This is a genomic window from Rhodoplanes azumiensis (assembly GCF_042682915.1).
Classification (GTDB): Bacteria; Pseudomonadota; Alphaproteobacteria; order Rhizobiales; family Xanthobacteraceae; genus Rhodoplanes; species Rhodoplanes azumiensis.
Map to the genome: position 1 here is coordinate 141,346 of NZ_JBHUIW010000008.1, position 23,890 is coordinate 165,235.

Genomic DNA, 23,890 nt, shown 5'->3' on the forward strand with positions numbered 1-23,890 from the left:
GAAGGCTCCGGGGCGATCCGTGGCCGCCCGGTTCGAGGCCGAATCGGCATTTCGCCGTTCCGTGCGCCCGGACGCCGCCACGACGGAGACGCGCTCGACGAGCAAGGGTCAAGAAAATGGCCGGGCATGCCCGGCCATTTTCGTTTCGAGTGTCGGGCGTGCCGGCGGCCTCAGCCGCCGGCGCTCATCGACGAGCGGAACGCCCAGCCGACGAAGTAGCTCTCCACATAGGCGAAGATCGCGTACATGATGATGCCCTCCGCCGCGAGCAGCAGGAGCCCGGCGAAGACGAGCGGCATCTGGAAGTTCGAGCCCGCCTGCACCATCAGGAAGCCCAGCCCGGCGTTCGCCGCGATCGTCTCCGACACCACGGTGCCGACGAAGGCGAGCGTGATGGCGACCTTCAGCGACCCGAACAGATAGGGCTGGGTGCGCGGAATGCCGATCTTCAGCATGATGTCGAGCTTCTTGGCCCCGAGCGCGCGCAGCACGTCCTCGAGCTCCGGCTCGATGGTCGACAGGCCGGTCGCGACGTTGACGACGATCGGGAAGAACGAGATCAGGAAGGCGGTGAGGATCGCCGGAATCTCGCCGATGCCGAACCAGATCACGAGGATCGGCACCACGGCGACCTTCGGCACCGAGTTGAAGCCGATCATCACCGGATAGAGGCCGCGATAGATCGTCCGCGACCAACCGACCACGATGCCCAGCACGATGCCGAACACCACGGCGAGCGCGAAGCCGGCGAGCGTGGTCCACAGCGTGACGAAGGAGTTCTTCGCCAGCGGCCACCAGTACTGCGCCATCGCGACGAAGATCTGCGAGGGCGCCGGCAGGATGAAGGGATCGACCCGGAAGCCGCGGCAGATCACCTCCCAGATCAGGAACATGGCGATGGTGAACAGCCACGGCGACAGCCGCTCGATGGTGTGCGTGTTCATCCCTTCCGCACCTCGCCGATCTTGGCCCGCAGCTCGTGGACGATGTCGGTGAAGGCCGGCTCGAAGCAGACCTCGATCGGCCGCGGACGCGGGAACGGAACCTCCTTGGTGAGGACGAGGCGCCCGGGCCGGGCGCTCATCATGTGGATCTTGTCGGCCAGGAACGTTGCCTCGCGCAGGTCGTGCGTCACCAGGATCACGGTGAAGCCGATCTTCTGCCAGAGGTCGCGGAGCACGCACCACAGCTCCTCGCGCGTGAACGCGTCGAGCGCCGCGAAGGGCTCGTCGAGCATCAGCAGCGCCGGTTGGTGGATCAGGGCGCGGCACAGCGAGACGCGCTGCTGCATGCCGCCGGAGAGCTCCCAGGGGAAGCGGTCGCCGAAACCGGCGAGGCCGACGGTGGCGAGCAGCGCCTCGGCCTCGGCACGGTAGCGCTCCTTCTCCTTGCGGAAGCGGGAGCGGTGCGGCTGCACGATCTCGAGCGGCAGCAGCACGTTGTCGATGACCTTGCGCCACGGCAGCAGGTTGGGGTTCTGGAACGCCATGCCGGCCATCTTGACCGGGCCGTGCACCGTCGTGCCCTCGATGGCGATCTTGCCGAAGTCGGGCGGCAAGAGGCCGGTGACCAGCTTCATCAACGAGGACTTGCCGCAGCCCGACGGGCCGACCACGGCGGCGAACTCGCCCTTCCGAATGCTGACGCTGAAGCGGTCGAGCGCGTGAACGCCGCCGTTCGCGCCCTTGTAGATCAGGGTGACGTCGTCGATGTCGACGAAGGCCGTCATGCCGCGGCCTCCGTCGACACGGGGCCGCGGGCGCGGCGGAGAATTATCAGACGCATGGTGGACTCGATTTGCTCCGTCGTCCTGAGGTGCCCGGCGAAGCCGGGCCTCGAAGGATGCGGCCCCGACCGGGCCGTCGCCCTTCGAAGGCCGCGGGTCTCGCGCTTGCGCGCGGGATCCACGGCCGCCTCAGGGTGACGGATCGAATCGGCGGCCATCACTGGTGACGGTCAGAGCTTGCGGTCGGCGGCGGGGGGCAGGAACTCGCTGGTGAAGACGTCCTCGGCCTTCGGCTTGACCTTGAAGTCGTAGGTGATGCCGATCTGGTCGATCGACTTGGCGAGCCGCGTCATGTCGACGCCGCCGAGCCCGTTCTCCTTCACCCAGGGGGTGACGAAGTTGTCGCGCAGCGCCATCTTCAGCCGCGCCAGCTCGGTCTTCTCGTCGGCCGTCTCGTTGCGCTTCATCACCGACTTGATGGCGCTCTCGGGATCCTTGATGGTGTCCTGGACGCCCTTGAGGGTGGCGCGCACGAAGCCTTCGACCACCTTCGGGTTCGCCTTGGCGAAGTCCGGATTGACCATGATGGCATTGCCGTACAGCACCAGGCCGTAGTCGGACATCAGCATCACCTTGATGTCCTCGGGCTTCAGATTGCGCTGCAGCAGGTTGAAATACATCGAGAAGGAGAAGCCCGTGATGGCGTCGACCTTGCCGTCGGCCAGCATCGGCTCGCGCACCGGGAAGCCGATGTTCTCGATCTTCACCTTGGAGTCGTCGATGGCGTTCTCCTTCACGAACGCCTTCCACTGGGCGAAGGCGCCGTCGGCGGCCGGCGCACCCAGCACCTTGCCCTCGAGATCCTTCGGCTTGGCGATGCCGGTCTTGGTCGTGGTGGCGATCGCGAAAGGCGGCTTGTCGTAGACCATCATGATGGCCTTGACCGCCTTGTCGGGGTTCTGGTCGCGGAACTTGACCAGCGAGTTGATGTCGAAGAAGCCGAGCGGGTAGGTGCCGGCGGCGACGCGGGCGATCCCGGCGACCGAGCCGGGGCCGGTGTCGACCGTGACGTTGAGGCCCTCGGCCTTGTAGTAGCCTTTGTCGATGGCGACGAAATAGGGCGCCGACGGTCCCTCGAACTTCCAGTCGAGGGCGAACTTCACGTCGGTGTCGGCGAACGCCGGGGCGACCATCGCCAGGCTCGCCGCCAGCGCACAGATCGCGAGCGATGTCTTCATCCGAATGCTCCCTTGGCCATGCGGGCTGGGTGTCCAGCCGGGTGTCCGGCAAATGCCGAGCCGCTGTCCGACAAGTTGCCGAGTCCGTCAGCAAGCCGCGTGCCACGAAATTCGCCAGCCGGAGCCGTAAGCCCGCGGCAGGACGCGAGAAATGCTGTCTAAAAAAGATGCAGGCGGCCGTGACCTGCCCACAATACCGCCCGGCGTGAAATCCTGAAATCGCCGTCCCGTCCGCCGGACGAGGCGGGTTGCCGCAGGGGGGCGCCTCGCCGCCGCGGCTCAGGAGCCGCGATAGGTCGAGAAGCTCCAGGGGGTGACCAGCAGCGGCACGTGGTAATGGCCCTCGGCCTCGGCGATCGAGAAGCGCAGCGGCACGGTGTCGAGGAAGGGCGGGTCGGCGAGCGGCACGCCGCGCGCCGTGAAATAAGCCCCGACCGCGAAGACCAGCTCGTAGGTGCCGATCGGCACCGGCCGGCCGCCGATCAGCGGCGCGTCGGTGCGGCCGTCGTGGTTGGTGACCGTCTCGACGACGACTCGGCGGGCGTCGCCGGGGCCGATCTCGAACAGGGTCAGCGGAATGCCCTTCGCCGGCGTGCCGCCGTGGGTGTCGAGCACATGGGTCGAGAGGCGCCCGGCGAGCGGCAGCCGGTCGGGCGCGGCGACGAGCTGGTCGAGCCGCAGCGCGGCGATGCGGAAGACCTCGTCGAGGGCCGTCGCGTGCTCGGTCGCACTGTCGTTGGCGAGCCGGCGCTCGAACTGCGTGAGAATCGACGCCTTGGTGTGGCGCCGCACGCAGACGATGAACGGGATCCCGTACTTCTGCTGGTAGGCGTCGTTGAGGCGGTGGAAGGCGGCGTGCTCGTCCTCGCTCAGCCGGTCGAGCCCGGCGCTCGCCTGCTCGGCCGTCGAGGCGGCGGTCAACGTTCCGGCGCGCGCCGCCTTGCCGGCGAGATCGGGATGCGCGGCCAGCAGTGCGCGCTGGCGCTCCGGGCCGGCGGCCCGGACGGCGGCCACCATGGCGTCGAGCAGCGCCTGCAGCGAGCCGAACGGCCGCGCCTCGACGACCGCCTCGGCGGCCCAGGGCGAGTGCTCGAAGATGCCGCCGAGCGCGGCGACGAAGTCCTTTGCATCGACGGCGTTCAGGGTGTCGAGGGAGAGGGGAGTCGGCATTGGTGTATCGCCTCCGAAAGCTCCACCCCGTCATGCCCGGCCTTGTGCCGGGCATCCACGTCGTCCGGCCTCTCAGACGAAGAAAGTCGTGGATGGCCGGGACGAGCCCGGCCATGACGGCGAATCGATGGGTACGCGCCGGCTCACTCCCCCCGGGCGCCGGCGGCGAGCCAGGCGGCCAGGAGGGCGCGCTCGTCGAGCGTCATCTCGGTGATGTTGCCGGGCGGCATCGCGTGGCTGCGCACCGCCTGCAGCTCGATCAGCCGCGCGTGGCGGCGGATGGTCTCCGGCTCGTCGAGCCGCAGATCCTTGGGCGGGTGGCCGATGCCGGCCCACACCGGCTCGCCGGCGTGGCACATGCTACAGCGCGAGATCACGACGTCGCTGACCGCGGCGAAGGTCGGCGTCGCCGGCAGGGCGCCGCTCTTGGTCTCGCGCGGCCCCGCCATCGACAGCGCCACGATCGCGGCGACGCCCGCCGCGGCGACCCCCCACGTCCACCACGGGCTGCCCTTGCCGGCGTGCCGCGTGTTGTAGAAATGCCGGATCACCGGGCCGATCAGCAGCACGATCGCGACGATCAGCCAGTTGTACTTCGTCGCGAAGACCAGCGGGTAATGGTTCGACAGCATCAGGAAGACGACCGGCAGCGTCAGATAGTTGTTGTGCACCGAGCGCTGCTTGCCGATCTCGCCCCAATACGGGTCCGGCTTGCGGCCCTCGATCAGGGCCGCGACGGTCTTCTTCTGGAACGGGATGATGACGACGAAGACGTTCGCCACCATGATGGTGCCGATGAGCGCGCCGATCTGGGTCAAGGCGCCGCGGCCCGAGAAGATGTGGGTGAAGGCGAAGGTCAGCCCGACCAGGAACACGAAGCCGACGAGGGCGAGCGCCACCTCGTGCTTGCCGAGCGGTGATCGGCACAGGCCCTCGTAGGCGAGCCACGCGACCACCAGGGTCGCGAAGGCGAGGCCGGCCGCCTGCGGGACGGTGAGGTCGAGCACGGCCTTGTCGATCAGGAACAGGTCGGCGCCGAGATAATAGACCACGACCAGCAGGGCGAAGCCGGACAGCCAGGTCGCGTAGGCCTCCCACTTGAACCAGGTCAGCTCGTCCGGCATCCGGGCCGGCGCCACCAGGTACTTGGCAATGTGGTAGAAGCCGCCGCCGTGGACCTGCCAGGCCTCGCCCTTGACGCCGTCCGGCAGCGCCGTGCCGTCGTGGCGGCCACGCAGGCTGAGATCGAGGTGGATGAAGTAGAACGAGCTGCCGATCCACGCCATGGCGGCGACCACGTGCAGCCACCGCAGCAGGGCGGACGCCCATTCGGTCAGGACAAGCTCCAAGTTCGGGCCTCGTCGATCGGGGGTCTCGGACGCGAGGGCTGCGGGCGAGGCGGTGCCCGGGCCGGCCCCGCGTCGGGGGCGCCGCACCATGGCAGAGCCGGGGCGCCGAGTTCAAGAGACCCCCGCGACCACCGTCCTGAGCATGATTTGAGCAAATCGCTCACGCGATGGGCGGGTGCCGGCTCGGGTCCGTTACGGAATTCTCCTTACAGCGCGATTCCGTTGTCCGGTCCGGCCGGTGCACGCGACGGGCTCCTTGGCATGCTCCTTGCGGCAGGGGCTCGGCCGCTCGGCCGCCGCTCGACGGCCCGATCCCGCACCGCTCGGGGCGGGACGCTCCCGGACCCCAAGGATTCGACGACGCAAGGAGTGACGATGCTCGCAGCTCTTCGGCACGCAGCCCTTCGGCACGCCTCCCTTCGGAGGATGACCGGCCGCTTCGCCGGCCGCATGCTCGCCGCCGCCCTCGGCACCGCGCTGAGCCTCGCCGCCGCCCTGCCGGCGCAGGCACAGGAGACCATCAAGGTCGGAATCCTGCATTCGCTCTCCGGCACCATGGCGATCAGCGAGACGACCCTGAAGGACGTCATGCTGATGCTGATCGAGGAGCAGAACAAGAAGGGGGGCCTTCTGGGCAAGAAGCTCGAGGCCGTGGTGGTCGATCCGGCGTCGAACTGGCCGCTGTTCGCCGAGAAGGCGCGCGAGCTGATCACCAAGGACAAGGTCGCGGCCGTGTTCGGCTGCTGGACCTCGGTCTCGCGAAAATCCGTGCTCCCGGTGTTCAAGGAGCTGAACTCGATCCTGTTCTATCCGGTGCAGTACGAGGGCGAGGAGTCGGAGCGCAACGTGTTCTACACGGGCGCCGCGCCGAACCAGCAGGCGATCCCGGCCGTCGACTACCTGATGAAGGAGGAGAAGGTGCAGCGCTGGGTGCTCGAGGGCACCGACTACGTCTATCCGCGCACCACCAACAAGATCCTCGAGGCCTATCTGAAGTCGAAGGGCGTGAAGGACGAGGACATCTCGATCAACTACACGCCGTTCGGCCATTCCGACTGGCAGACCCGCGTCGCCGAGATCAAGCGCTTCGGCTCGGCCGGCAAGAAGACCGCGGTGGTCTCCACCATCAACGGCGACGCCAACGTGCCGTTCTACAAGGAGCTCGGCAACCAGGGTGTCAAGGCGACCGACATCCCGGTGGTGGCGTTCTCGGTCGGCGAGGAGGAGCTCGCCGGCGTCGACACCAAGCCGCTGCTCGGCCACCTCGCCGCCTGGAACTACTTCCAGTCGATCGACACGCCGGCCAACAAGGCGTTCATCGAGAAGTGGAAGGCTTTCACCAAGAACCCGAAGCGTGTCTCCAACGATCCGATGGAGGCCCATGTCGTCGGCTTCGCCATGTGGGTGAAGGCGGTCGAGAAGGCCGGCACCACCGACCCCGACAAGGTGATCGACGCGCTGCCGGGCACCACGGCGCCGAACCTCACCGGCGGCGTCTCCGAGATGTTGCCGAACCACCACATCACCAAGCCGGTGTTCATCGGCGAGATCAAAGCCGACGGCCAGTTCGACGTCGTGTGGAAGACCGAAGGGCTCGTTCCCGGCGAGGCGTGGTCGAAGTATCTCGACGGCTCGAAGGATCTGACCGCCGACTGGGTCAAGCTGAAGTGCGGCAACTACAACACCAAGACGCAGAAATGCGGCGGGTGAGACGGCTTCGTGCGATGTGAATGCGGTGGTCGGCCGGCGCCGTTCCGTGCCGCCATCCCCCTCCCTGTCCCTCCCCCACAAGGGGGGAGGGAACCCCGAAGGAAGGGCTCGTTTTCGTGACTTCGACTGCACAGACGGAAGATCGAAGCCGGCGTGAGACAGTTGGTGCTGCCGCACCCCGTTCCCTCCCGCCTTGTGGGGGAGGGACAGGGAGGGCGGCGAGCCCCGGGCGAGAGCACTTGCGAACTCTCCTGTTCGCGATCCTCGTGGCCGTTCTCACGATCGTCGCGCCGACGTCGCCCCTTCGCGCCGCCGACTTCGACGATGCTCTGCGAAAGTTTCTCACCGACTCCTATTCCGACACCGAAGCCGGCGTCACGGCGCTCGGGGCTGGCGGTGATGTCAGGGCGTTCGCGGTTGTGAAAGCGCTCCAGGACGGCCAGCTTCTGGCCGACCCGGCCGGACGTCGCGTGCTGATCGAGGACGCCGGCGTCTTCAAGGATGCGGCGACCGGCGCCACCGTCTCGCCGGCCCCGGCGGCGGGCGATCTCAAGCGCGTGCGCCTCAACAACCGGCTGCGCCGCGCCGTCGCGGCGGCGCTCGGCGCCTTGACGCTGCGCGCACCCGACCCCGCGCGCCGGCTCGATGCCGCCCAGGCGGTGTTCAAGTCGCGCGACGCCGGCGCGCTCGCCGCCGTCGAGGCGACGCTCGCGGCCGAGACGAACCCGCAGGTGAAGGCGGCGCTCGCCGAGGCGCGCGCCGCCATCCTGATCACCAGCGCCGACGCGCCCGAGGTCGCCCGTGTCGAGGCGGTGGCGACGCTGCGCGAGCGCGGCGACCAGGCGGCGCTGGCGCTCCTTTCGGCGCTGCCGCCGGGAACCCCGGCGACCGTGCAGGGCGCGGCCGACGGCGCCGCGAGCGCGATCCGCAGTCGCCTGCAGATGTGGGAGACGGCACAGAACGCCTGGTACGGCATCTCGCTCGGCTCGGTGCTGCTGCTGGCCGCGATCGGGCTCGCCATCACGTTCGGCGTGATGGGCGTGATCAACATGGCGCATGGCGAGATGGTGATGCTCGGCGCCTACACGACCTATGTGGTGCAGGAGGCGATCCGCCAGAAGGCGGTCGCCCTCACCATCCCCGGCACGGCGATCGGCGTGACGCTGCCGCTGCCGGCGGCGCTGACGCTCGACTGGTCGCTCGCCGTCGCGGTGCCGCTCGCCTTCGTGGTCACGGGCCTGATCGGGATTCTCATCGAGAAGAGCGTCATCCGCTTCCTCTACGGCCGGCCGCTGGAGACGCTGCTCGCCACCTGGGGCCTGTCGCTGATCCTGCAACAGGCGGTGCGCACCGCCTTCGGCCCGACCAACAAGGAGGTGAGCAACCCGAGCTGGATGAGCGGCGCCTTCGAGATCGGCCAGCTCGCCGTCACCTGGAACCGGCTGTGGATCGTCTGCTTCAGCCTCACGGTGTTCGCGCTGCTGCTGGCCATGCTGCGCTTCACGCGGCTCGGGCTCGAGATGCGTGCCGTGACGCAGAACCGCGCCATGGCGGCGTCTGTCGGCATCCGCACGGCCCGGATCGACGCGCTCACCTTCGGGCTCGGCTCCGGCATCGCCGGTATCGCCGGCGTCGCGCTCTCGCAGATCGACAACGTGTCGCCCAATCTGGGCCAGAGCTACATCATCGACAGTTTCATGGTGGTGGTGTTCGGCGGCGTCGGGAACCTGTGGGGCACGCTGGTCGGCGCCTTCACGCTCGGCATCGCCAACAAGTTCCTGGAGCCCTTCGCCGGCGCCGTGCTCGGCAAGATCGCCATCCTGGTGCTGATCATCCTGTTCATCCAGCGCCGTCCGCGTGGCCTCTTCGCGCTGAAGGGAAGGGCGATCGAGGCATGAGGTCCGCATCAAGATCTCGGTCGGTCCGGGGCGCCGCGCAGCGGCGAGCCCGGAATCCACACTCACGGACCGGGGTTGTGGACTCCGGGGGCGCGGGTTCTCAGCCCGTGCCCCGGAATGACGGGCTTACGACATGACCCCGCGCGCACTCGACCGCGGCAGCATCGCGTTCCTGATCGTCGTCGCGATCGTCGCGATCGTGATCCCGATCCTCAATCTCGCGACGTCCGAGAGCTCGCCCCTGCACGTGCCGACCTACCTGGTCTCGCTGTTCGGCAAGTATGTCTGCTTCGCGCTGTTGGCGCTGTCGATCGACCTGATCTGGGGCTATTGCGGAATTCTGTCGCTCGGCCACGGCGCCTTCTTCGCTCTCGGCGGCTATGCCATGGGCATGTATCTGATGCGCCAGATCGGGGGGCGCGGCGTCTACGGCAACCCGCTGCTGCCCGACTTCATGGTGTTCCTGAACTGGAAGGAGCTGCCGCTCGCCTGGTGGGGCTTTTCCAGCTTTCCCTATGCCATGCTGATGGTCTTGCTGGTGCCGGGCGTGTTGGCGCTGGTGTTCGGCTGGTTCGCGTTCAGGAGCCGGGTGACCGGCGTCTACTTCTCCATCATCACCCAGGCGATGACCTTCGCCCTGATGCTCGCCTTCTTCCGCAACGACTTCGGCTTCGGCGGCAACAACGGCCTCACCGACTTCAAGGACATTCTCGGCTTCAACGTGCAGTCGGACGGAACGCGCGCGGCGCTGTTCGCCGTGTCGTGCCTCGCACTCGCGGCCGGCTACGTCGTCTGCCGCGTGCTGGTCACGTCGAAATTCGGCATGGTGCTGGTCGCAATCCGCGACGCCGAGGCGCGCGCCCGCTTCCTCGGGTACCGGGTCGAGTCCTACAAACTCGCCGTGTTCGTGATCTCGGCCTGCATGGCGGGCGTCGCCGGCGCCCTCTACGTGCCGCAGGTCGGCATCATCAATCCGGGCGAGTTTTCGCCGGCGAACTCGATCGAGGCCGTGATCTGGGTCGCGGTCGGCGGCCGCGGCACGCTGATCGGCGCCGTGATCGGCGCGCTGCTGGTCAACTACGCAAAGACCACCTTCACCAGCGGGGCGCTGGCGCCCTATTGGCTGTTCCTGCTCGGCGGCCTGTTCGTCGGCGTGACGCTGTGGCTGCCGCGCGGCATCGTCGGTACGATCTCGCATTGGCGGGCGCGCCGGCCGGCCGCCGCGGCCCAGACTGCCGAGACGACCGAGCCCGAGACGAGCGAGACGCCGGCCGTGGGTGAAGCGCCGAAGCCGGCGGCGGCGGAGTGAGACGATGGAGCTCCGCACCACCTCCGCACTTCTCTATCTCGACGCCGTCAGCGTGTCGTTCGACGGCTTCAAGGCGCTGAACAGCCTGTCCCTCACCATCGCGCCCGGCGAGATGCGCGCCATCATCGGCCCGAACGGTGCCGGCAAGACCACCATGATGGACGTGATCACGGGCAAGACACGGCCCGACTCGGGCGAGGTGATGTTCGACGGCACGCACGACCTCACCACCCTGGACGAAGCCTCGATCGCGGTGCTCGGCATCGGGCGAAAGTTCCAGAAGCCGACCGTGTTCGACTCGCACACCGTCGAGGACAACCTCCGCCTCGCGCTCGCCGGTGACCGCCGCGCCCGCACCGCCGTGACGTGGCGCGAGACGTCGGCCGACCGTGAGCGCATCTCGTCCATTCTCGACACCATCCGGTTGACCGCGGCGCGCTCGCGCCTCGCCGGCAGCCTGTCGCACGGCCAGAAGCAGTGGCTGGAGATCGGCATGCTGCTGGCGCAGGATCCGAAGCTCCTGCTGGTCGACGAGCCGGTCGCCGGCATGACCGACGCCGAGACCCACCAGACCGCCGAGCTGCTGCGCGCCATCAATGCCGACAAGACCGTGGTCGTCGTCGAGCACGACATGACCTTCGTGCGCGCGCTCGGCGTCAAGGTCACGGTGCTGCACGAGGGCCGCGTGCTGGCCGAAGGCTCGATCGATCAGGTCTCCGAGAACGAGCGGGTGGTCGAGGTGTATCTGGGGCGATGAGGCGAGTTCGACCGGAATGATCTGGGAACGAGATGTCCGTGTCGGGGCTACCCCCCTCCCCAACCCTCCCTCACAAGGGGGGAGGGAGCAGGCTGCGGCATCTGGAATCTCCATCATCGACCCAGACATCTGTTCAACGGTCGTGGACGACATAGCGGCTCCAGCATTCCCTCCCCCCTTGGGGGGGAGGGGCAGGGAGGGGGGTGAGCGTCGTCCTGAAGCGATATTGGTCGGGCTGCTCCCATGCTGAACGTCCAGTCCATCGATCTCTTCTACGGCGCCGCGCAGGCGTTGCGGGGCGTCAGCCTCGTGGCCGAGCCCGGCAAGGTGACGTGCGTGCTCGGCCGCAACGGCGTCGGCAAGACGAGCCTTCTGCGCGCCATCGTCGGCCAGCACGCCGTGAAGGCCGGCGCGATCGAGTGGGAGGGCGCCGACATCGCCGGCCTCGCGCCCGATCGCCGTGCCAGACGCGGCATCGCCTACGTGCCGCAGGGACGCGAGATCTTCCCGCTCCTCACCGTGAAGGAGAATCTGGAGACCGCCTTCGCGGCGCTGCCGCGGCGCGACCGGGCGATTCCGGAAGACGTGTTCAACCTGTTCCCGGTGCTCGCCGACATGCTGGGGCGGCGCGGCGGCGACCTCTCGGGTGGCCAGCAGCAGCAGCTCGCCATCGGCCGCGCCATGGTGATGCGGCCGCGGCTCCTGCTGCTCGACGAGCCGACCGAGGGCATCCAGCCGTCGATCATCAAGGACATCGGCCGGGCGATCGCCTATCTGCGCGACCTCGGCGGCATCGCCATCGTGCTGGTCGAGCAGTATCTCGACTTCGCCCGCGAACTCGGCGATCATTTCGCCGTCATGGATCGCGGCAGCGTCGTCTACGCGGCGAGCCGTGTCGATCTCGACGACGGAGCCCTGCGGCGCGCGCTCGCGCTCTGATCGTCGTGCGAGCAGGAGCCGGGGGACGTCTTGAGCGAGCAGGCGGCGAGCAGGCGGACGACCGGCGAGCAAGTGAGCCCGCAGGACGCGGTCTTCGCTGCCAACCGGGCGACCGGCACGGTGCGGCTCGGCGTCGGGCTGCGCGACGGCACGAGCCGCCGCACGCAAAGCTGCCGCACCCATGTGTTCGAGGAAGGTTCGCTGCGGGTGCGATTCCCGAAACCGGTGCGGCCCTCGCCGGCGCTCGACGCCGTGCTCGTCAACACGGCCGGCGGCATCGCCGGCGGCGACCGCTGCGACATCGACATCGCCGTCGAGGCGGGTGCCTCGGTCCGGGTCACGACCTCGTCGGCCGAGAAGGTTTATCGCGCGCAGGGGGCGCCGGCGCACATGCAGGTCAGGCTCACGGTCGGCTGCGGCGGGAGCCTCGCCTGGATGCCGCGCGAGATGATCCTGTTCGATCGCGCGCGCCTCGCCCGCACCATCGACATCGACCTCGCCGACGACGCCCGCCTGCTGCTGGCCGAGGCCGTGGTGTTCGGCCGTACCGGCATGGACGAGGCCGTGCACGAAGGCTGGTTCTCCGACCGCTGGCGGGTGCGTCGCACCGGCCGGCTCGTCTATGCCGAGACCATGCGCCTCGACGGCGCGATCGCCCGGACGCTGCGCGAGCCGGCCGTGGCGGCGGGGGGCGTCGCGGTCGCGATCGTTCTTCTGATGCCGGCCGACGCGGCCTTCGTCGAGATGCTGCGAGCCTGCGAGGGGCTGCGTGGCGAGGTCGGCGTCTCGTCGTGGAACGGCATCACGGCGGCACGGTTCTGTGCGCCCGACGGGGAAAGCCTGCGGCACGATCTCGCGACGGCTCTGCCGCTGGCGCTCGGCGGCCCGCTGCCGCCCTTGTGGCTCAACTGATCAGATATACGGATCCCCTCCGATGCATCTCACGCCGCGTGAAAAGGACAAGCTCTTGATCGCCACGGCTGCCATGGTGGCGCGCCGGCGCCTGGAGCGGGGCGTCAAGCTCAACCACCCGGAGGCCGTCGCGCTGATCTCCGACTTCATCCTGGAGGGGGCGCGCGACGGCCGCAGCGTCGCCGAGCTGATGGCGGCCGGGGCGACGGTGCTGACGCGCGACCAGGTGATGGACGGGATCCCGGAGATGATCCACGAGATCCAGGTCGAGGCGACCTTCCCGGACGGCTCGAAGCTCGTCACGGTCCACAACCCGATCCGCTGAGTGTATCCATGCCTTTCTTTCATCGTGCCTTCGCCCTCGTCGGCGTGCTCGCCGTTCTGCTCGCCGTCGTGCCGGCCGCGGTCGGGCCGCTCGCCGCACATGACGGGCCGATCGAGACGACGCCGCCCACCGAGCGGGATCTGTGGATCTCGCTCGGCGCGCGCGTGCACGGCGGATTCGGCTCGCTGATCGCGGCCGGCATCCGGATCGGCGACGACGCTCGCCAGAAGCTCGGGGCGGCGCCGCGCGAGCTCGACGTGACCTATTTCTCGAGCCCCGGCGCGCCGTGCCCGTGCATCGTCGACGGCGTGATGATCGCGACCCGTGCCTCGCCCGGCCAAGCGAGCCTGCGGGTCGCCGACACGCCGGCCGGTGACGGGCTGTTCGGCCGCGTCGTCATCCGCCACAAGCCCAGCGGCCGCACGCTGGAATACGCCGTGCCGGCGGCGATCTGGCCGCGGCTGCGCGACATCAACAAGGAGCCGACCGGCATCGCGCGCTGGGATGCCGTGATGGCGATTCCGGCGGCCGACATGATGACGATGCGCGAGCTGCCGCCGGCCCCGCCGGCCCCGCCGCCGGCGCCGCGACCCTGACAGGAGGAGCCATGATTCCGGGCGAGATCATCACGGCCGAGGGCGACATCACGCTCAACGCCGGCCGCGAGTCGGTGACGATCACGGTCGTGAACACGGGCGACCGGCCGATCCAGGTCGGCTCGCACTACCACTTCTTCGAGACCAACCCGGCGCTGCGCTTCGATCGTGACAAGGCGCGTGGCTTCCGGCTCGACATCGCGGCCGGCACGGCCGTGCGGTTCGAGCCGGGCCAGTCGCGCGACGTGACGCTCGTCCCGCTCGCCGGCACCCGCACCGTCTACGGCTTCAGGCAGGGCGTGATGGGGACGTTATAGTCGTAACGCCGCCGTCGTCGTCGGGCGCATCGCGCCGCGGTCACCAGCACTCCGAGGATCCCATGCCCGTCACCATCTCCCGCGCGGCTTACGCCGGCATGTTCGGGCCCACCACGGGCGACCGGGTGCGGCTCGCCGACACCGAGCTGTTCATCGAGGTCGAGCGCGATCTCACCACCTACGGCGAGGAGGTGAAGTTCGGCGGCGGCAAGGTGATCCGCGACGGCATGGGCCAGAGCCAGGCGACCAACCGCGACGGCGCCGTCGACACGGTGATCACCAACGCCCTGATCGTCGACCACTGGGGGATCGTGAAGGCCGACGTGGGGATCAAAGAAGGCCGGATCGCCGCGATCGGCAAGGCCGGCAATCCGGACATCCAGCCGAACGTGACGATCGTCGTCGGTCCCGGCACCGAGGTCATCGCGGGCGAGGGCAAGATCCTCACCGCCGGCGGCTTCGACGCGCATATCCATTTCATCTGCCCGCAGCAGGTCGAGGACGCGCTGATGTCCGGCGTCACCTCGCTGCTCGGCGGCGGCACCGGGCCGGCGGCCGGCACCAATGCGACCACCTGCACGCCTGGACCGTGGCACATCGCGAGGATGATCCAGGCGGCCGATGCGTTCCCGGTCAATCTCGGCTTCGCCGGCAAGGGCAACGCCTCGCGCCCCGCCGCGCTGGTCGAGATGGTGGAGGCCGGGGCTTGCGCGTTGAAACTGCACGAGGATTGGGGCACGACGCCGGCCGCGATCGACTGCTGCCTCTCGGTCGCCGACGAGCACGACGTGCAGGTGATGATCCACACCGACACGCTCAACGAGTCGGGCTTCGTCGAGGACACGATCGCGGCGTTCAAGGGCCGCACCATCCACGCCTTCCACACCGAGGGCGCCGGCGGCGGCCACGCGCCCGACATCATCAAGGTGGCGGGCCTGCCGAACGTGCTGCCGTCGTCGACCAATCCGACGCGGCCGTTCACGAAAAACACCATCGACGAGCATCTCGACATGCTGATGGTATGCCACCATCTCGACCCGTCGATCGCCGAGGATCTCGCCTTCGCCGAGAGCCGGATCCGGAAAGAGACGATCGCGGCCGAGGACATCCTGCACGACCTCGGCGCGCTCTCGATGATGTCGTCGGACAGCCAGGCGATGGGCCGCATCGGCGAGGTGATCATCCGCACCTGGCAGACCGCCGACAAGATGAAGAAGCAGCGCGGCCGGCTGCCAGGCGAGACCGGCGACAACGACAATCTGCGGGTCCGCCGCTACGTCGCCAAGTACACGATCAATCCGGCGATCGCCCATGGCGTGTCGAAGCATATCGGTTCGGTCGAAGTGGGAAAGCTCGCCGATCTGGTGCTGTGGTCGCCGGCTTTCTTCGGCGTCAAGCCGGACTGCATCATCAAGGGCGGCTCGATCGTCGCCGCGCCGATGGGCGATCCCAACGCCTCGATCCCGACGCCGCAGCCCGTGCACTATCGCCCGATGTTCGCCGCCTTCGGCCGCTCGCTCACCGCGTCGTCGCTGGTGTTCGTCTCGAAGGCGGCCGCGACCTCGGGATTGCGTGACAAGCTCGGGACCGCGAAGGAGCTCGTCGCCGTGGAGAACACCCGCGCGATCGGCAAGGCGAGCCTGATCCACAACGGCGCGACCCCGAGGATCGACGTCGATCCCGAGACCTACGAGGTGCGCGCCGACGGCGAGCTCCTCACCTGCGCACCTGCCGAGGTTCTGCCGATGGCGCAGCGGTACTTCTTGTTCTGACGACCGGCCGCACGCCCCCCGGGGGGCGCCGGGCGGCGGCGCGGACGAGACCCCGGCCGGGCGGACGGGCGTCACTGCAGATAGGCGTTGCTGTAGTAGGCGCCCGGATCCCTGCGGCCCTTCAGGCTGCCGGTCTCGGTCAGCAGGTCGAGGGCGCGCACGATGGTCGCCTCGTCGGTCCAGCCGATCGGCTTGCCGGCCGGCGCGTTGGTCGAGGCCATGGTGGCCTTCACCTGGCGCTCGAGCACGCCGGGATCCTCCTTGATGGTGAGGTATTTCTGGAAGATCTGCGAGGCCGCGACCGGATCCGCCATGGCGTCGGCGTAGCCCCTGGCGGTGGCGCGCAGCACCTTCCGGACGAGTTCGGGATTCCGCTCGGCCCAGGCGGTGTTGACGATCAGGGCGGCGCCCGGCACCGCGAGGCCGAAGTCGGCCGGCTTCAGCAGGTTGAACTTGACGCCGGTGACGTGCTCCATCTTCGGCAGGTCGTTGGTGAGGAACACCGACAGGAGATCGACCCGGCGGGCCAGGAACTGGCTGGCGCGCGCCGAATTGTCGAGCTGCACGCGCTTGACCTGCTCGATGTCGATGCCGTTCAGCTTGGCGAACGGCCGGATCATGTCCGAGAAGGTCTCGCCGGACGAGATCGCGATCGACTTGCCCTCCATGTCCTTCGGCGTCTTCAGGGTCACCTCGGGAAACGCGATCACGCCCATCGGGGTCGAGGTCTGGTAGAGGGCGACCAGCTTGACCGGCAGCTCCTGGCTCACCGCCTGCAGGGCGTTGACGGCCGGTCCGTAGGCGAAGTGCTCCTGGCCGGTACCGACCACCTTGAGCACGGTCTGGGCGCCGGAGCCCTCGGACAGCGCGACGTCGAGGCCCTCGGCCTTGTAGTAGCCCTTGTCGAGCGCGACGAAGAGCGGCGCGTACTCGCCCTTCAGCTTCCAGGTGAATCTGATCACGACCTTGTCGCCGGCGGCACCCTGCGCCGCGGCACCGTCCAGGCCGCCGGCCAGCAGGGCCGCCCCGAGGGCGGCCGCGAGACACGTCCGTCGATCCCACCACACCATTGTTTCGTCCTCCTTGGGCCGGCCAGTCGGGGGCGTCCGAGGATTTGCAAATGCCGGGCCAGGATCGGGCGCCGCCGCGCCGGTTCGGCCCGCGGCGCCCGGCGACGCCCGATGTTTGACGCTCCCCGGCACCGCCGCCTAAGGTCCGCCGGCGCCGCGACCGAGCGCGCTCAGCTCCACCCGCGAGGATTCATGACGGGCCGTATCGACGACCTTCGCAGCTTCGTGGCGCTGCTCCGGCAGAAGGGCCTCGTCTGCGACATCGAGACACCGGTCGATCCGGTGCACGAGCTCGGAGCGGTGCTGCGCGCCTGCGAGCAGGACGGGAAGGCGGCCTACTTCCATCGGGTGAGGGGCGCGGCCATGCCGGTGCTGGGCAGCATGCTCGGCTCGCACGAGCGCATCGCGCTGGCGCTCGGCTGCGCCCGCGACGATCTCGGCGACGTGATGGAAGCGGCGACGCAGGCCCCGGTGCCGGCACGAGAAATCAACGGCGCGGCGCCGTGCCAGGAGGTGGTCGAGACCGACGTCGATCTCGGCACCCTGCCGGTGCCGACCCATGCGCCGAAGGACGGCGGCCCCTACATCAATGCCGGGATCGTCATCGCCCGCGAGCCCGGCGGCGGCCGCCACAATCTCTCCTATGTGCGGCTGCAGGTGAAGGGGAAGGACCGAATCGGCGTCAACCTCAACACCTGGCGGCACCTGCTCGAGTTCTTCGAGGCGGCGGAGAAGCGCGGTGAGAACCTGCCGTTCTGCGTCGCCCTCGGCGTCGACCCGGCCCTGATGATCGCCGCGGCCTATCGCTACGACGGCGACGAGTACGAGATCGCCGGTTCTCTGCGCGGCGGCCCGACTCCCGTCGTGCGGGCGAGAACCTGCGACATCCTGGTGCCGGCGACCGCCGAGATCGTGCTCGAATGCGAGATCGTCGCCGGCGAGCGCGAGCCCGAAGGGCCGATGGCCGAGTACACGGGCCACTATTCGGGCGTGCATCCGCAGCCGGTCGGCTGCGTCAGGGTGATCACCCACCGGCGCGACCCGATCTTCCAGACGACGGCCGGCGCGTCGTTCGAGCACCTGCTGCTCGGCACCGCGGTGACGCGCGAGCCCAAGCTGAAGCGGCTGTGCCGGCAGGCCTCGCCGCGGGTGCGCGAAGCCCATCTGCCGCCCTTCGCCTCCGGCTTCCTGGCGCTGATCGCCATGGAGGAGCCGCGGCCCGGCGAGGCCCGGACCGTCGGCCTCGCCGCGCTCAACGCCCACGTCAACATCAACACCGTGGTCGTCGTCGACACCGACGTCGACGTGTTCGACCCGACCGAGGTGTTCTGGGCGCTCTCCACCCGGGTGCGCTGGGAGCGCGACCAGGTGACGATCCCGGGCACGCTCGGCAACGAGCTGCATCCGGCCGCCGACCGCACCGGGGTGATCGCCAAGACCATCATCGACGCGACGCTCGCCCCCGAGCTGCGCGGCGCCTACAGCAAGATCGTCTACCCCCGGATCGACCTCGCCGCCCTGCTGGCCGGGCAGGGGAAGACGGGGGAGTGACGCTTGTTTTCATCTCTCCCCGGCGGGGAGAGGTCGCCGCGCGAAGCGCGGCGGGTGAGGGGGTGCCCACGCCGGCGTCTGAACCCCTCACCCCGGTCGCGAGCTGCGCTCGCGCCCGACCCTCGCCCAATGGGAGGGGGGAGGAGAGGAGCTACGCCAGCTTGCCGACATGCCCCTCGAGCAGCGACCACGCCTTGGCGCCGTAGATGCCCTTCCACTTCGCATAGAACGCGCCGAGCGGCTTCTTGAAGCCCGAGGTGTCGCATTCGTTGACGATCATGCCTTTGCTCTTCAGGATCCCGATCGCCTCGCCGGTCGCCGTCTCGACGTCCCGGCGCTGGGCGAGCGCGCTGATCCTCACGTTCCGCTCGACCACCGTCTTGAGGTCGTCGGGCAGCTTGCTCCAGGCCGCGGCGTTGGCCGTGAAGGTGAAGCCGGACCACCAGTGGTTGGTGAGGCTCAGATAGGTCTGCACCTCGTGGAGCCGCATCAGCACGATCAGGAACAACGGGTCGGTCTGGGCGTCGCAGGTCTTGTCCTTGAGCACCTGGTAGAGCTGGCTGAGCGGGAACTTCTTGGGCACGGCGCCGAGCGCCTGGAAGAAATCGACCGTCATCTCCTGTACCGGGGTGCGCATGGTCATCCCGGCGAGATCGTCGACGGTGCGGATCGGCTTGGTGCTCGTCGTGAGGTGGTGGAAGCCGTTGTCGCCGCCCCAGCGGAACGCGTAGATGCCCTTGGCCAGGAGCTCGGAGCGGATGTAGTCGCCGAGATCGCCGTCGAGCGCCTTGAAGACGTCGCCCGGGCTCTTGAACGTGAACGGCAGGCCGGGCATCTCGGTGACCGGAACGATCGGCCCGAGCACGTTGCCGGCGTTGTACATCTCGAGCTCGCCGCTCTGCAGCATGGCGAGCATCTTGGTGTCGGACCCGAGCACGCCGCCGCCGTGCATGGAGATGTCGAGCCGGCCGCCCGTCTCGGTGCGGACCCGATCGGTCATCTCCTTCAGGCGGATGAAGTTGGGGCTGTCGACCGGCTGGCTGAGGCCGAGCCGCCACGTGAAGTCGGCGGCGCGCGCCCGCGAGCCGACGACGATCGTGGCCGCGGTGCCGGCCAGGACGGAGCGGCGGGACAGGCGGGTGGTGTCGAGAAGGCTGGTCATGGCATTCCCCGATGGCTATGGGTGGCACGGAAACAGGGAACGTCTGCCGGGGGCGTCGGACGAACCTCACGGACGTCACCCGAAACGCTATCACGCCACCCGATCGACGAGCGATCCGGGTAAAACGCGGATCTGGCCGGCGGGATTGGTATGAAAAGTGGTACGAAAGTCGCCGAGCACGAGGCTGCGGAACGCGAGGATGGGATGTTGAGAGCCACTGCTGTGCTGCCCTGCGGGACGGTGTCGCCGGACAGGATCGTCGACCGCGTCCTGCTCGACGCCGACGATCGCCATCGCCGGCGCCTCGCGATGACGGGTGAGGCCGGCACCGCCTTCCTGCTCGATCTGCCGGAGGCGACGCGGCTTCTCGACGGCGACGGCCTGCTGCTCGAGGACGGGCGTGTCGTGCTGGTCGCGGCGCGGCCGGAGCCTCTGGTCGAGGTGGCCGCCGCGAGCCCCGCCGCGCTGGCGCGGCTCGCCTGGCACATCGGCAACCGCCACACCGAGGTGCAAATTCTCGGTGAGCGGCTGCGCATTCGCCGCGACCACGTGCTGGAGGAGATGCTGCGCGGGCTCGGCGCGACGCTCACCCCGATCGATGCGGCGTTCGATCCCGAAGCGGGCGCCTATGCGCCGGGCGGGCATGGACATGGGCCTGGGCATGGTCATCGTCATGGTCATGATCTTGCCCAGGGTGGCCACGATCACGATCATCATCACGGTCATGACCATCATGACCATCATGGCGATCATGATCACCACCACGGTCATGATCATGATGACTCGCACGGCCACGCCCACGGGCACGGCCATGTGCACCACCACGGGCACGGCCATCCCCATCCGCATGACTGAGGCCGCCGGCACCGTGTCGGCGCCGCTCGCTCCCGAGGCGCTGTGGCGGCTGCTCGCCTGGATGTCGCCGTCGTTCCCGGTCGGCGCCTTCGCCTATTCGAGCGGCCTCGAATGGGCCGTCGAGGCGGGCGACATCCGCGACGCCGACTCCTTGCGGCGCTGGCTCGCCGTGATGCTGCGCGACGGCGGCCTGTTCTGCGACGCGGCGCTGTTCGCGAACGCGCATCGCGCGACCGTGGCGAACGACGAGGCGGGGCTCGCCGCGACGGCCGAGCTGGCCTTGGCGCTGGCCCCCTCGCGCGAACGCTTCCTGGAGACGACGACGCAAGGAAAAGCCTTCGTCGAGGCGATCCGCTCGGCCTGGGCTTGCGCGGCGCTCGACCGGCTGCCGCTCGGACCGGACGGTCACGTCGCCTATCCGGTCGCCGTCGCCGTGGCGACGGCCGGGCACGGCATCGCGCTCACGCCCGCCCTGCACGCCTTCGTCCATGCGCTGGTGGCGAACCTGATTTCGGCCGGGGTGCGGCTCGTGCCGCTCGGCCAGACCGACGGGCAGCGCGTGCTCGCCGCACTGGAGCCGCTCGCGGCCGCGACCTGCGCGCGCGCCGCCGTGACGCCGACGGACGACATCGGCAGCGCCGCGTTCCGGGCCGACATCGCCGCGATGCGGCACGAGACCCAGTACACGCGGCTGTTCCGGTCGTGATAAGAGCGCTCCATTCGACGTCATTCCGGGACGCTGCGAAGCGCCGGGCCCGGAATCCATACTCCCGGTCCGGGGTTGTGGATTCCGGGATCGCGGCCTGCGGCCGCGCCCCGGAATGACGGGTCACTGATCAGATCGAGCCGAGAAGGAAACTCACATGCCCAGTCCAAACGGTCCCCTGCGGGTCGGAGTCGGCGGGCCGGTCGGATCCGGCAAGACCGCGCTGATGGACACGCTCTGCAAGCGGTTGCGCGAGAAGTTCGACATCGCCGCGATCACCAACGACATCTACACCAAGTGGGATGCCGAGTATCTGGTGCGCTCGGGGGCGCTCGCGCCGGAGCGCATCGCCGGCGTCGAGACCGGCGGTTGCCCGCACACGGCGATCCGCGAGGACGCCTCGATGAACCTCGCCGCCATCGCCGAGATGCGGGCGAAGTTCCCGAACCTCGATCTGGTGCTGGTCGAGTCGGGCGGCGACAATCTCGCCGCCACCTTCTCGCCCGAGCTCGCGGATCTCACGATCTACGTGATCGACGTCGCGGCAGGAGAGAAAATCCCGTCCAAGGGCGGGCCGGGCATCACTCGCTCGGATCTTCTGGTGATCAACAAGATCGACCTCGCTCCGCACGTGGGGGCGTCGCTCGCCAATATGGAGCGCGACGCCAAGCGCATGCGCGGCGAGCGGCCGTTCGTCTTCACCAACACGAAGACGGGCGAAGGCGTGGATACGGTGGAGGCGTTCGTGATCCGGGCGGGGGGATTGGGGTGATCCTCCGTCGTCCCGGGTCGTCGCGAAGCGGCGAGCCCCGGACCCATACGCCCGGTCTTTCGTGCGCCATCGGCACTGGGACTATGGATTCCGGGCTCGCGGGCTCCGCCCGCGCCCCGGAATGACGAGCATCACTTCGACGCGTAGGGCGAGATCCCGCGCTTGAGGAAGGCGCCGTCGCCCGGCGCTCCGAGGATCCTGCCCTCCTCGCATACCGGCTTGCCCTTGAGGATCGTCATCACGGGCCAGCCCGTCACGGCGAGGCCCTCGTAGGGCGTGTAGTCGCAGGCGCCGTGCATCAGCTCCTGGCGGATCGTCTCCTTGCGGGCCGGATCCCACAGCACGAGGTCGGCGTCGAAGCCGGGCGCGATCGAGCCCTTCTGCGGGTAGAGCCCGTACATCTTGGCGTGATTGGTCGAGGTCAGCGCGACGAACTCGTTCATGCCGATGCGGCCCTTGTCGACGCCGAGGCCCCACAGCACCGCCATGCGGGTCTCGACGCCCGGGATGCCGTTCGGCACCCACTTGAACGAGGTCTTGGCCTTCGGGCTGCGCTTGCCGTCGACGCCGTCCATGAACGGGCAGTGGTCGGACGAGAAGGTCTGGAACACGCCGGCCTGAAGGCCCTGCCAGATCGCCTCCTGGCTCGCATGGTCGCGCGGCGGCGGCGAGCAGACATACTTGCCGCCGCTCTCGTCCATGTTGAGGCCCTTCATGTCGTCGGCGGTGAGCGCGATGTATTGCGGGCAGGTCTCGCCGTAGACCTTCAGGCCGCGGTTCTGGGCCCAGCGGATCTGCTCCATCGCTTCGCGGCCGGAGACGTGGACGATCATGATCGGCACGTCGGTCAGCTCGGCATGGCTGATGGCGCGGTGCGCCGCCTCGCGCTCGACGATCTCGGGCCGCGACACGCCGTGATAGTAGGGCGCGGTCTTGCCGGCCCGCTCCAGTCGCTCGGTCATGAATTTGATGGCGTCGTAGCCCTCGGCATGCACCATCACCAGCGCCCGGCAGCCGCGCGCGCACTCGAACACCTCCAAGAGCTCGCGATCGTTCAGGACCATGTCGTCGTAGGTCATGAACACCTTGAACGAGGTGTAGCCGTCGCCGACCAGCGCCGGCAGCTCCTGGCCGAGCACGCTTGGGCTCGGGTTGGTGATGATCAGATGGAAGCCGTAGTCGCAATAGGCCTTGCCGTCGGCCTCCTGGTGATACTCCTGGACGACGGCGCGCAGGCCGGCGCCGCGCGGCTGCATGGCGAAGGGCAGCACCGTCGTGGTGCCGCCGGCGATCGCGGCGCGGGTGCCGGTCTCGAAGTCGTCCGACATCTTCGGCCCGCCGAAGGTCGGCTGGGCGAGATGGACGTGGCTGTCGATGCCGCCCGGCATGACGAGGAGACCGGACGCGTCGATCTCGCGTGCCGCGCCCGCGATCCGCTCGGCGACCGCGACGATGCGGCCGCCGCGGACGCCGACATCGGCCCGCACCGTGTCGCTCGCCGTCACGACGGTGCCGCCGCGGATGGAAAGATCGTAGTCGGACATGGGACGCTCCGGATGCGGGAAAAGCCGCGGCCGGAAGGATCGGGCGGCCGCGCGGGACCGGTCGCGAGGCTTACCCCGATCCGGATCCCGGCGCAACGGCGCGACCTCGCCGCGCAGATGCCGGCACGAACCGGCGTCACCTCTCTCCCCGCGCAGCGCTACGGCATGCACAGATCTTGTTGCGACGGATTGACTCGGGGCGGCAGGAGGCA

22 protein-coding genes are annotated in these 23,890 nt (G+C 68.9%); 14 read left to right on the forward strand and 8 right to left on the reverse strand.

Annotated features, from left to right (window positions below; all coding sequences use genetic code 11):
• Positions 1-170 precede the first annotated feature (170 nt).
• The 5 genes from ACFSOX_RS09505 to ACFSOX_RS09525 form a co-directional block, all read right to left on the reverse strand.
• Positions 171-944, reverse strand: a complete 774-nt coding sequence (locus ACFSOX_RS09505; RefSeq protein WP_378477565.1) for an ABC transporter permease — start codon at positions 942-944, stop codon at positions 171-173.
• Positions 941-1,729 carry an ABC transporter ATP-binding protein gene (locus ACFSOX_RS09510; RefSeq protein WP_378477566.1) on the reverse strand — a complete coding sequence of 263 codons (789 nt, stop codon included), beginning with the start codon at positions 1,727-1,729 and terminating at the stop codon, positions 941-943. Before ACFSOX_RS09510 ends, ACFSOX_RS09505 begins: the two co-directional genes overlap by 4 nt.
• Before the next feature lie 227 nt (positions 1,730-1,956).
• Positions 1,957-2,964: an ABC transporter substrate-binding protein gene (locus tag ACFSOX_RS09515; protein WP_378477567.1), complete on the reverse strand. Its 1,008-nt coding sequence runs from the start codon at positions 2,962-2,964 to the stop codon at positions 1,957-1,959.
• Between the two features lie 279 nt (positions 2,965-3,243).
• The gene (gene uraD, locus ACFSOX_RS09520; RefSeq protein WP_378477568.1) at positions 3,244-4,134 is read right to left on the reverse strand and encodes a 2-oxo-4-hydroxy-4-carboxy-5-ureidoimidazoline decarboxylase; all 891 of its coding nucleotides are present in this window, start codon (positions 4,132-4,134) and stop codon (positions 3,244-3,246) included.
• Between the two features lie 143 nt (positions 4,135-4,277).
• Positions 4,278-5,483: a urate hydroxylase PuuD gene (locus ACFSOX_RS09525; protein ID WP_378477569.1), complete on the reverse strand. Its 1,206-nt coding sequence runs from the start codon at positions 5,481-5,483 to the stop codon at positions 4,278-4,280.
• 426 nt (positions 5,484-5,909) lie between these two features.
• Here ACFSOX_RS09525 and urtA point away from each other — a divergent pair, with 426 nt between their 5' ends.
• The 10 genes from urtA to ureC all read left to right on the forward strand — a co-directional run bounded on the left by urtA (position 5,910) and on the right by ureC (position 16,018).
• The gene (gene urtA / locus ACFSOX_RS09530; RefSeq protein WP_378477570.1) at positions 5,910-7,193 is read left to right on the forward strand and encodes an urea ABC transporter substrate-binding protein; all 1,284 of its coding nucleotides are present in this window, start codon (positions 5,910-5,912) and stop codon (positions 7,191-7,193) included.
• Between the two features lie 239 nt (positions 7,194-7,432).
• Positions 7,433-9,091 (forward strand): urea ABC transporter permease subunit UrtB, encoded by a 1,659-nt coding sequence (gene urtB / locus ACFSOX_RS09535; protein ID WP_378477571.1) that lies wholly within the window; start codon positions 7,433-7,435, stop codon positions 9,089-9,091.
• Between the two features lie 133 nt (positions 9,092-9,224).
• A complete protein-coding gene (urtC, locus tag ACFSOX_RS09540; protein WP_378477572.1) occupies positions 9,225-10,400 on the forward strand; it encodes an urea ABC transporter permease subunit UrtC in 1,176 nt (391 codons plus the stop codon).
• A gap of 4 nt (positions 10,401-10,404) precedes the next feature.
• Positions 10,405-11,157, forward strand: coding sequence for an urea ABC transporter ATP-binding protein UrtD (gene urtD / locus ACFSOX_RS09545; RefSeq protein WP_378477573.1), 753 nt, complete (start codon positions 10,405-10,407; stop codon positions 11,155-11,157).
• Positions 11,158-11,400: 243 nt separating this feature from the next.
• Positions 11,401-12,096 (forward strand): urea ABC transporter ATP-binding subunit UrtE, encoded by a 696-nt coding sequence (gene urtE / locus ACFSOX_RS09550; RefSeq protein ID WP_378477574.1) that lies wholly within the window; start codon positions 11,401-11,403, stop codon positions 12,094-12,096.
• 30 nt (positions 12,097-12,126) lie between these two features.
• Positions 12,127-13,008, forward strand: coding sequence for an urease accessory protein UreD (locus tag ACFSOX_RS09555; RefSeq protein ID WP_378477575.1), 882 nt, complete (start codon positions 12,127-12,129; stop codon positions 13,006-13,008).
• A 22-nt stretch (positions 13,009-13,030) separates the two neighbouring features.
• Positions 13,031-13,333, forward strand: coding sequence for an urease subunit gamma (locus ACFSOX_RS09560; RefSeq protein WP_378477576.1), 303 nt, complete (start codon positions 13,031-13,033; stop codon positions 13,331-13,333).
• Positions 13,334-13,341: 8 nt separating this feature from the next.
• A complete protein-coding gene (locus ACFSOX_RS09565; protein WP_378477577.1) occupies positions 13,342-13,929 on the forward strand; it encodes a formylmethanofuran dehydrogenase subunit E family protein in 588 nt (195 codons plus the stop codon).
• An 11-nt stretch (positions 13,930-13,940) separates the two neighbouring features.
• Positions 13,941-14,246 carry an urease subunit beta gene (locus tag ACFSOX_RS09570; protein ID WP_378477578.1) on the forward strand — a complete coding sequence of 102 codons (306 nt, stop codon included), beginning with the start codon at positions 13,941-13,943 and terminating at the stop codon, positions 14,244-14,246.
• Between the two features lie 62 nt (positions 14,247-14,308).
• A complete protein-coding gene (gene ureC / locus ACFSOX_RS09575; protein WP_378477579.1) occupies positions 14,309-16,018 on the forward strand; it encodes an urease subunit alpha in 1,710 nt (569 codons plus the stop codon).
• A gap of 71 nt (positions 16,019-16,089) precedes the next feature.
• Here ureC and ACFSOX_RS09580 read toward each other — a convergent pair whose 3' ends face one another.
• A complete protein-coding gene (locus tag ACFSOX_RS09580) occupies positions 16,090-17,088 on the reverse strand; it encodes an ABC transporter substrate-binding protein (RefSeq protein ID WP_378477580.1) in 999 nt (332 codons plus the stop codon).
• Between the two features lie 192 nt (positions 17,089-17,280).
• Between ACFSOX_RS09580 and ACFSOX_RS09585 the strand changes: the two genes are divergently transcribed.
• On the forward strand, positions 17,281-18,639 hold the full coding sequence (locus tag ACFSOX_RS09585) for a UbiD family decarboxylase (RefSeq protein ID WP_378477581.1): 1,359 nt from the start codon (positions 17,281-17,283) through the stop codon (positions 18,637-18,639).
• 151 nt (positions 18,640-18,790) lie between these two features.
• On the opposite strand, the gene ACFSOX_RS09590 is transcribed toward ACFSOX_RS09585, so the two are convergent.
• Positions 18,791-19,801 (reverse strand): TRAP transporter substrate-binding protein, encoded by a 1,011-nt coding sequence (locus ACFSOX_RS09590; protein WP_378477582.1) that lies wholly within the window; start codon positions 19,799-19,801, stop codon positions 18,791-18,793.
• Positions 19,802-20,110: 309 nt separating this feature from the next.
• On the opposite strand from ACFSOX_RS09590, the gene ACFSOX_RS09595 reads away from it, so the two are divergent.
• The 3 genes from ACFSOX_RS09595 (at position 20,111) to ureG (ending at position 22,134) form a co-directional block, all read left to right on the forward strand.
• Positions 20,111-20,656, forward strand: coding sequence for an urease accessory protein UreE C-terminal domain-containing protein (locus tag ACFSOX_RS09595; protein WP_378477590.1), 546 nt, complete (start codon positions 20,111-20,113; stop codon positions 20,654-20,656).
• Complete coding sequence (locus ACFSOX_RS09600) at positions 20,649-21,362, forward strand: urease accessory protein UreF (protein ID WP_378477583.1); 714 nt, start codon at positions 20,649-20,651, stop codon at positions 21,360-21,362. The genes ACFSOX_RS09595 and ACFSOX_RS09600 overlap by 8 nt, the downstream gene beginning before the upstream one ends.
• 157 nt (positions 21,363-21,519) lie before the next feature.
• Positions 21,520-22,134: an urease accessory protein UreG gene (gene ureG, locus ACFSOX_RS09605; RefSeq protein ID WP_378477584.1), complete on the forward strand. Its 615-nt coding sequence runs from the start codon at positions 21,520-21,522 to the stop codon at positions 22,132-22,134.
• A gap of 131 nt (positions 22,135-22,265) precedes the next feature.
• On the opposite strand, the gene hydA is transcribed toward ureG, so the two are convergent.
• Positions 22,266-23,678 carry a dihydropyrimidinase gene (gene hydA, locus ACFSOX_RS09610; RefSeq protein ID WP_378477585.1) on the reverse strand — a complete coding sequence of 471 codons (1,413 nt, stop codon included), beginning with the start codon at positions 23,676-23,678 and terminating at the stop codon, positions 22,266-22,268.
• Between the last annotated feature and the right edge of the window lie 212 nt (positions 23,679-23,890).

Excerpts from the sequence above, each read along its gene's own strand:
- ACFSOX_RS09505 (WP_378477565.1), bottom strand. The coding sequence starts at position 944 with ATGAACACGCACACCATCGAGCGGCTGTCGCCGTGGCTGTTCACCATC.
- ACFSOX_RS09510 (WP_378477566.1), bottom strand. The coding sequence starts at position 1,729 with ATGACGGCCTTCGTCGACATCGACGACGTCACCCTGATCTACAAGGGC.
- ACFSOX_RS09515 (WP_378477567.1), bottom strand. The coding sequence starts at position 2,964 with ATGAAGACATCGCTCGCGATCTGTGCGCTGGCGGCGAGCCTGGCGATG.
- uraD (WP_378477568.1), bottom strand. The coding sequence starts at position 4,134 with ATGCCGACTCCCCTCTCCCTCGACACCCTGAACGCCGTCGATGCAAAG.
- urtA (WP_378477570.1), top strand. The coding sequence starts at position 5,910 with ATGACCGGCCGCTTCGCCGGCCGCATGCTCGCCGCCGCCCTCGGCACC.
- urtC (WP_378477572.1), top strand. The coding sequence starts at position 9,225 with ATGACCCCGCGCGCACTCGACCGCGGCAGCATCGCGTTCCTGATCGTC.
- urtD (WP_378477573.1), top strand. The coding sequence starts at position 10,405 with ATGGAGCTCCGCACCACCTCCGCACTTCTCTATCTCGACGCCGTCAGC.
- urtE (WP_378477574.1), top strand. The coding sequence starts at position 11,401 with ATGCTGAACGTCCAGTCCATCGATCTCTTCTACGGCGCCGCGCAGGCG.
- ACFSOX_RS09560 (WP_378477576.1), top strand. The coding sequence starts at position 13,031 with ATGCATCTCACGCCGCGTGAAAAGGACAAGCTCTTGATCGCCACGGCT.
- ACFSOX_RS09565 (WP_378477577.1), top strand. The coding sequence starts at position 13,342 with ATGCCTTTCTTTCATCGTGCCTTCGCCCTCGTCGGCGTGCTCGCCGTT.
- ACFSOX_RS09570 (WP_378477578.1), top strand. The coding sequence starts at position 13,941 with ATGATTCCGGGCGAGATCATCACGGCCGAGGGCGACATCACGCTCAAC.
- ureC (WP_378477579.1), top strand. The coding sequence starts at position 14,309 with ATGCCCGTCACCATCTCCCGCGCGGCTTACGCCGGCATGTTCGGGCCC.
- ACFSOX_RS09580 (WP_378477580.1), bottom strand. The coding sequence starts at position 17,088 with ATGGTGTGGTGGGATCGACGGACGTGTCTCGCGGCCGCCCTCGGGGCG.
- ACFSOX_RS09585 (WP_378477581.1), top strand. The coding sequence starts at position 17,281 with ATGACGGGCCGTATCGACGACCTTCGCAGCTTCGTGGCGCTGCTCCGG.
- ACFSOX_RS09590 (WP_378477582.1), bottom strand. The coding sequence starts at position 19,801 with ATGACCAGCCTTCTCGACACCACCCGCCTGTCCCGCCGCTCCGTCCTG.
- ACFSOX_RS09595 (WP_378477590.1), top strand. The coding sequence starts at position 20,111 with ATGACGGGTGAGGCCGGCACCGCCTTCCTGCTCGATCTGCCGGAGGCG.
- ACFSOX_RS09600 (WP_378477583.1), top strand. The coding sequence starts at position 20,649 with ATGACTGAGGCCGCCGGCACCGTGTCGGCGCCGCTCGCTCCCGAGGCG.
- ureG (WP_378477584.1), top strand. The coding sequence starts at position 21,520 with ATGCCCAGTCCAAACGGTCCCCTGCGGGTCGGAGTCGGCGGGCCGGTC.
- hydA (WP_378477585.1), bottom strand. The coding sequence starts at position 23,678 with ATGTCCGACTACGATCTTTCCATCCGCGGCGGCACCGTCGTGACGGCG.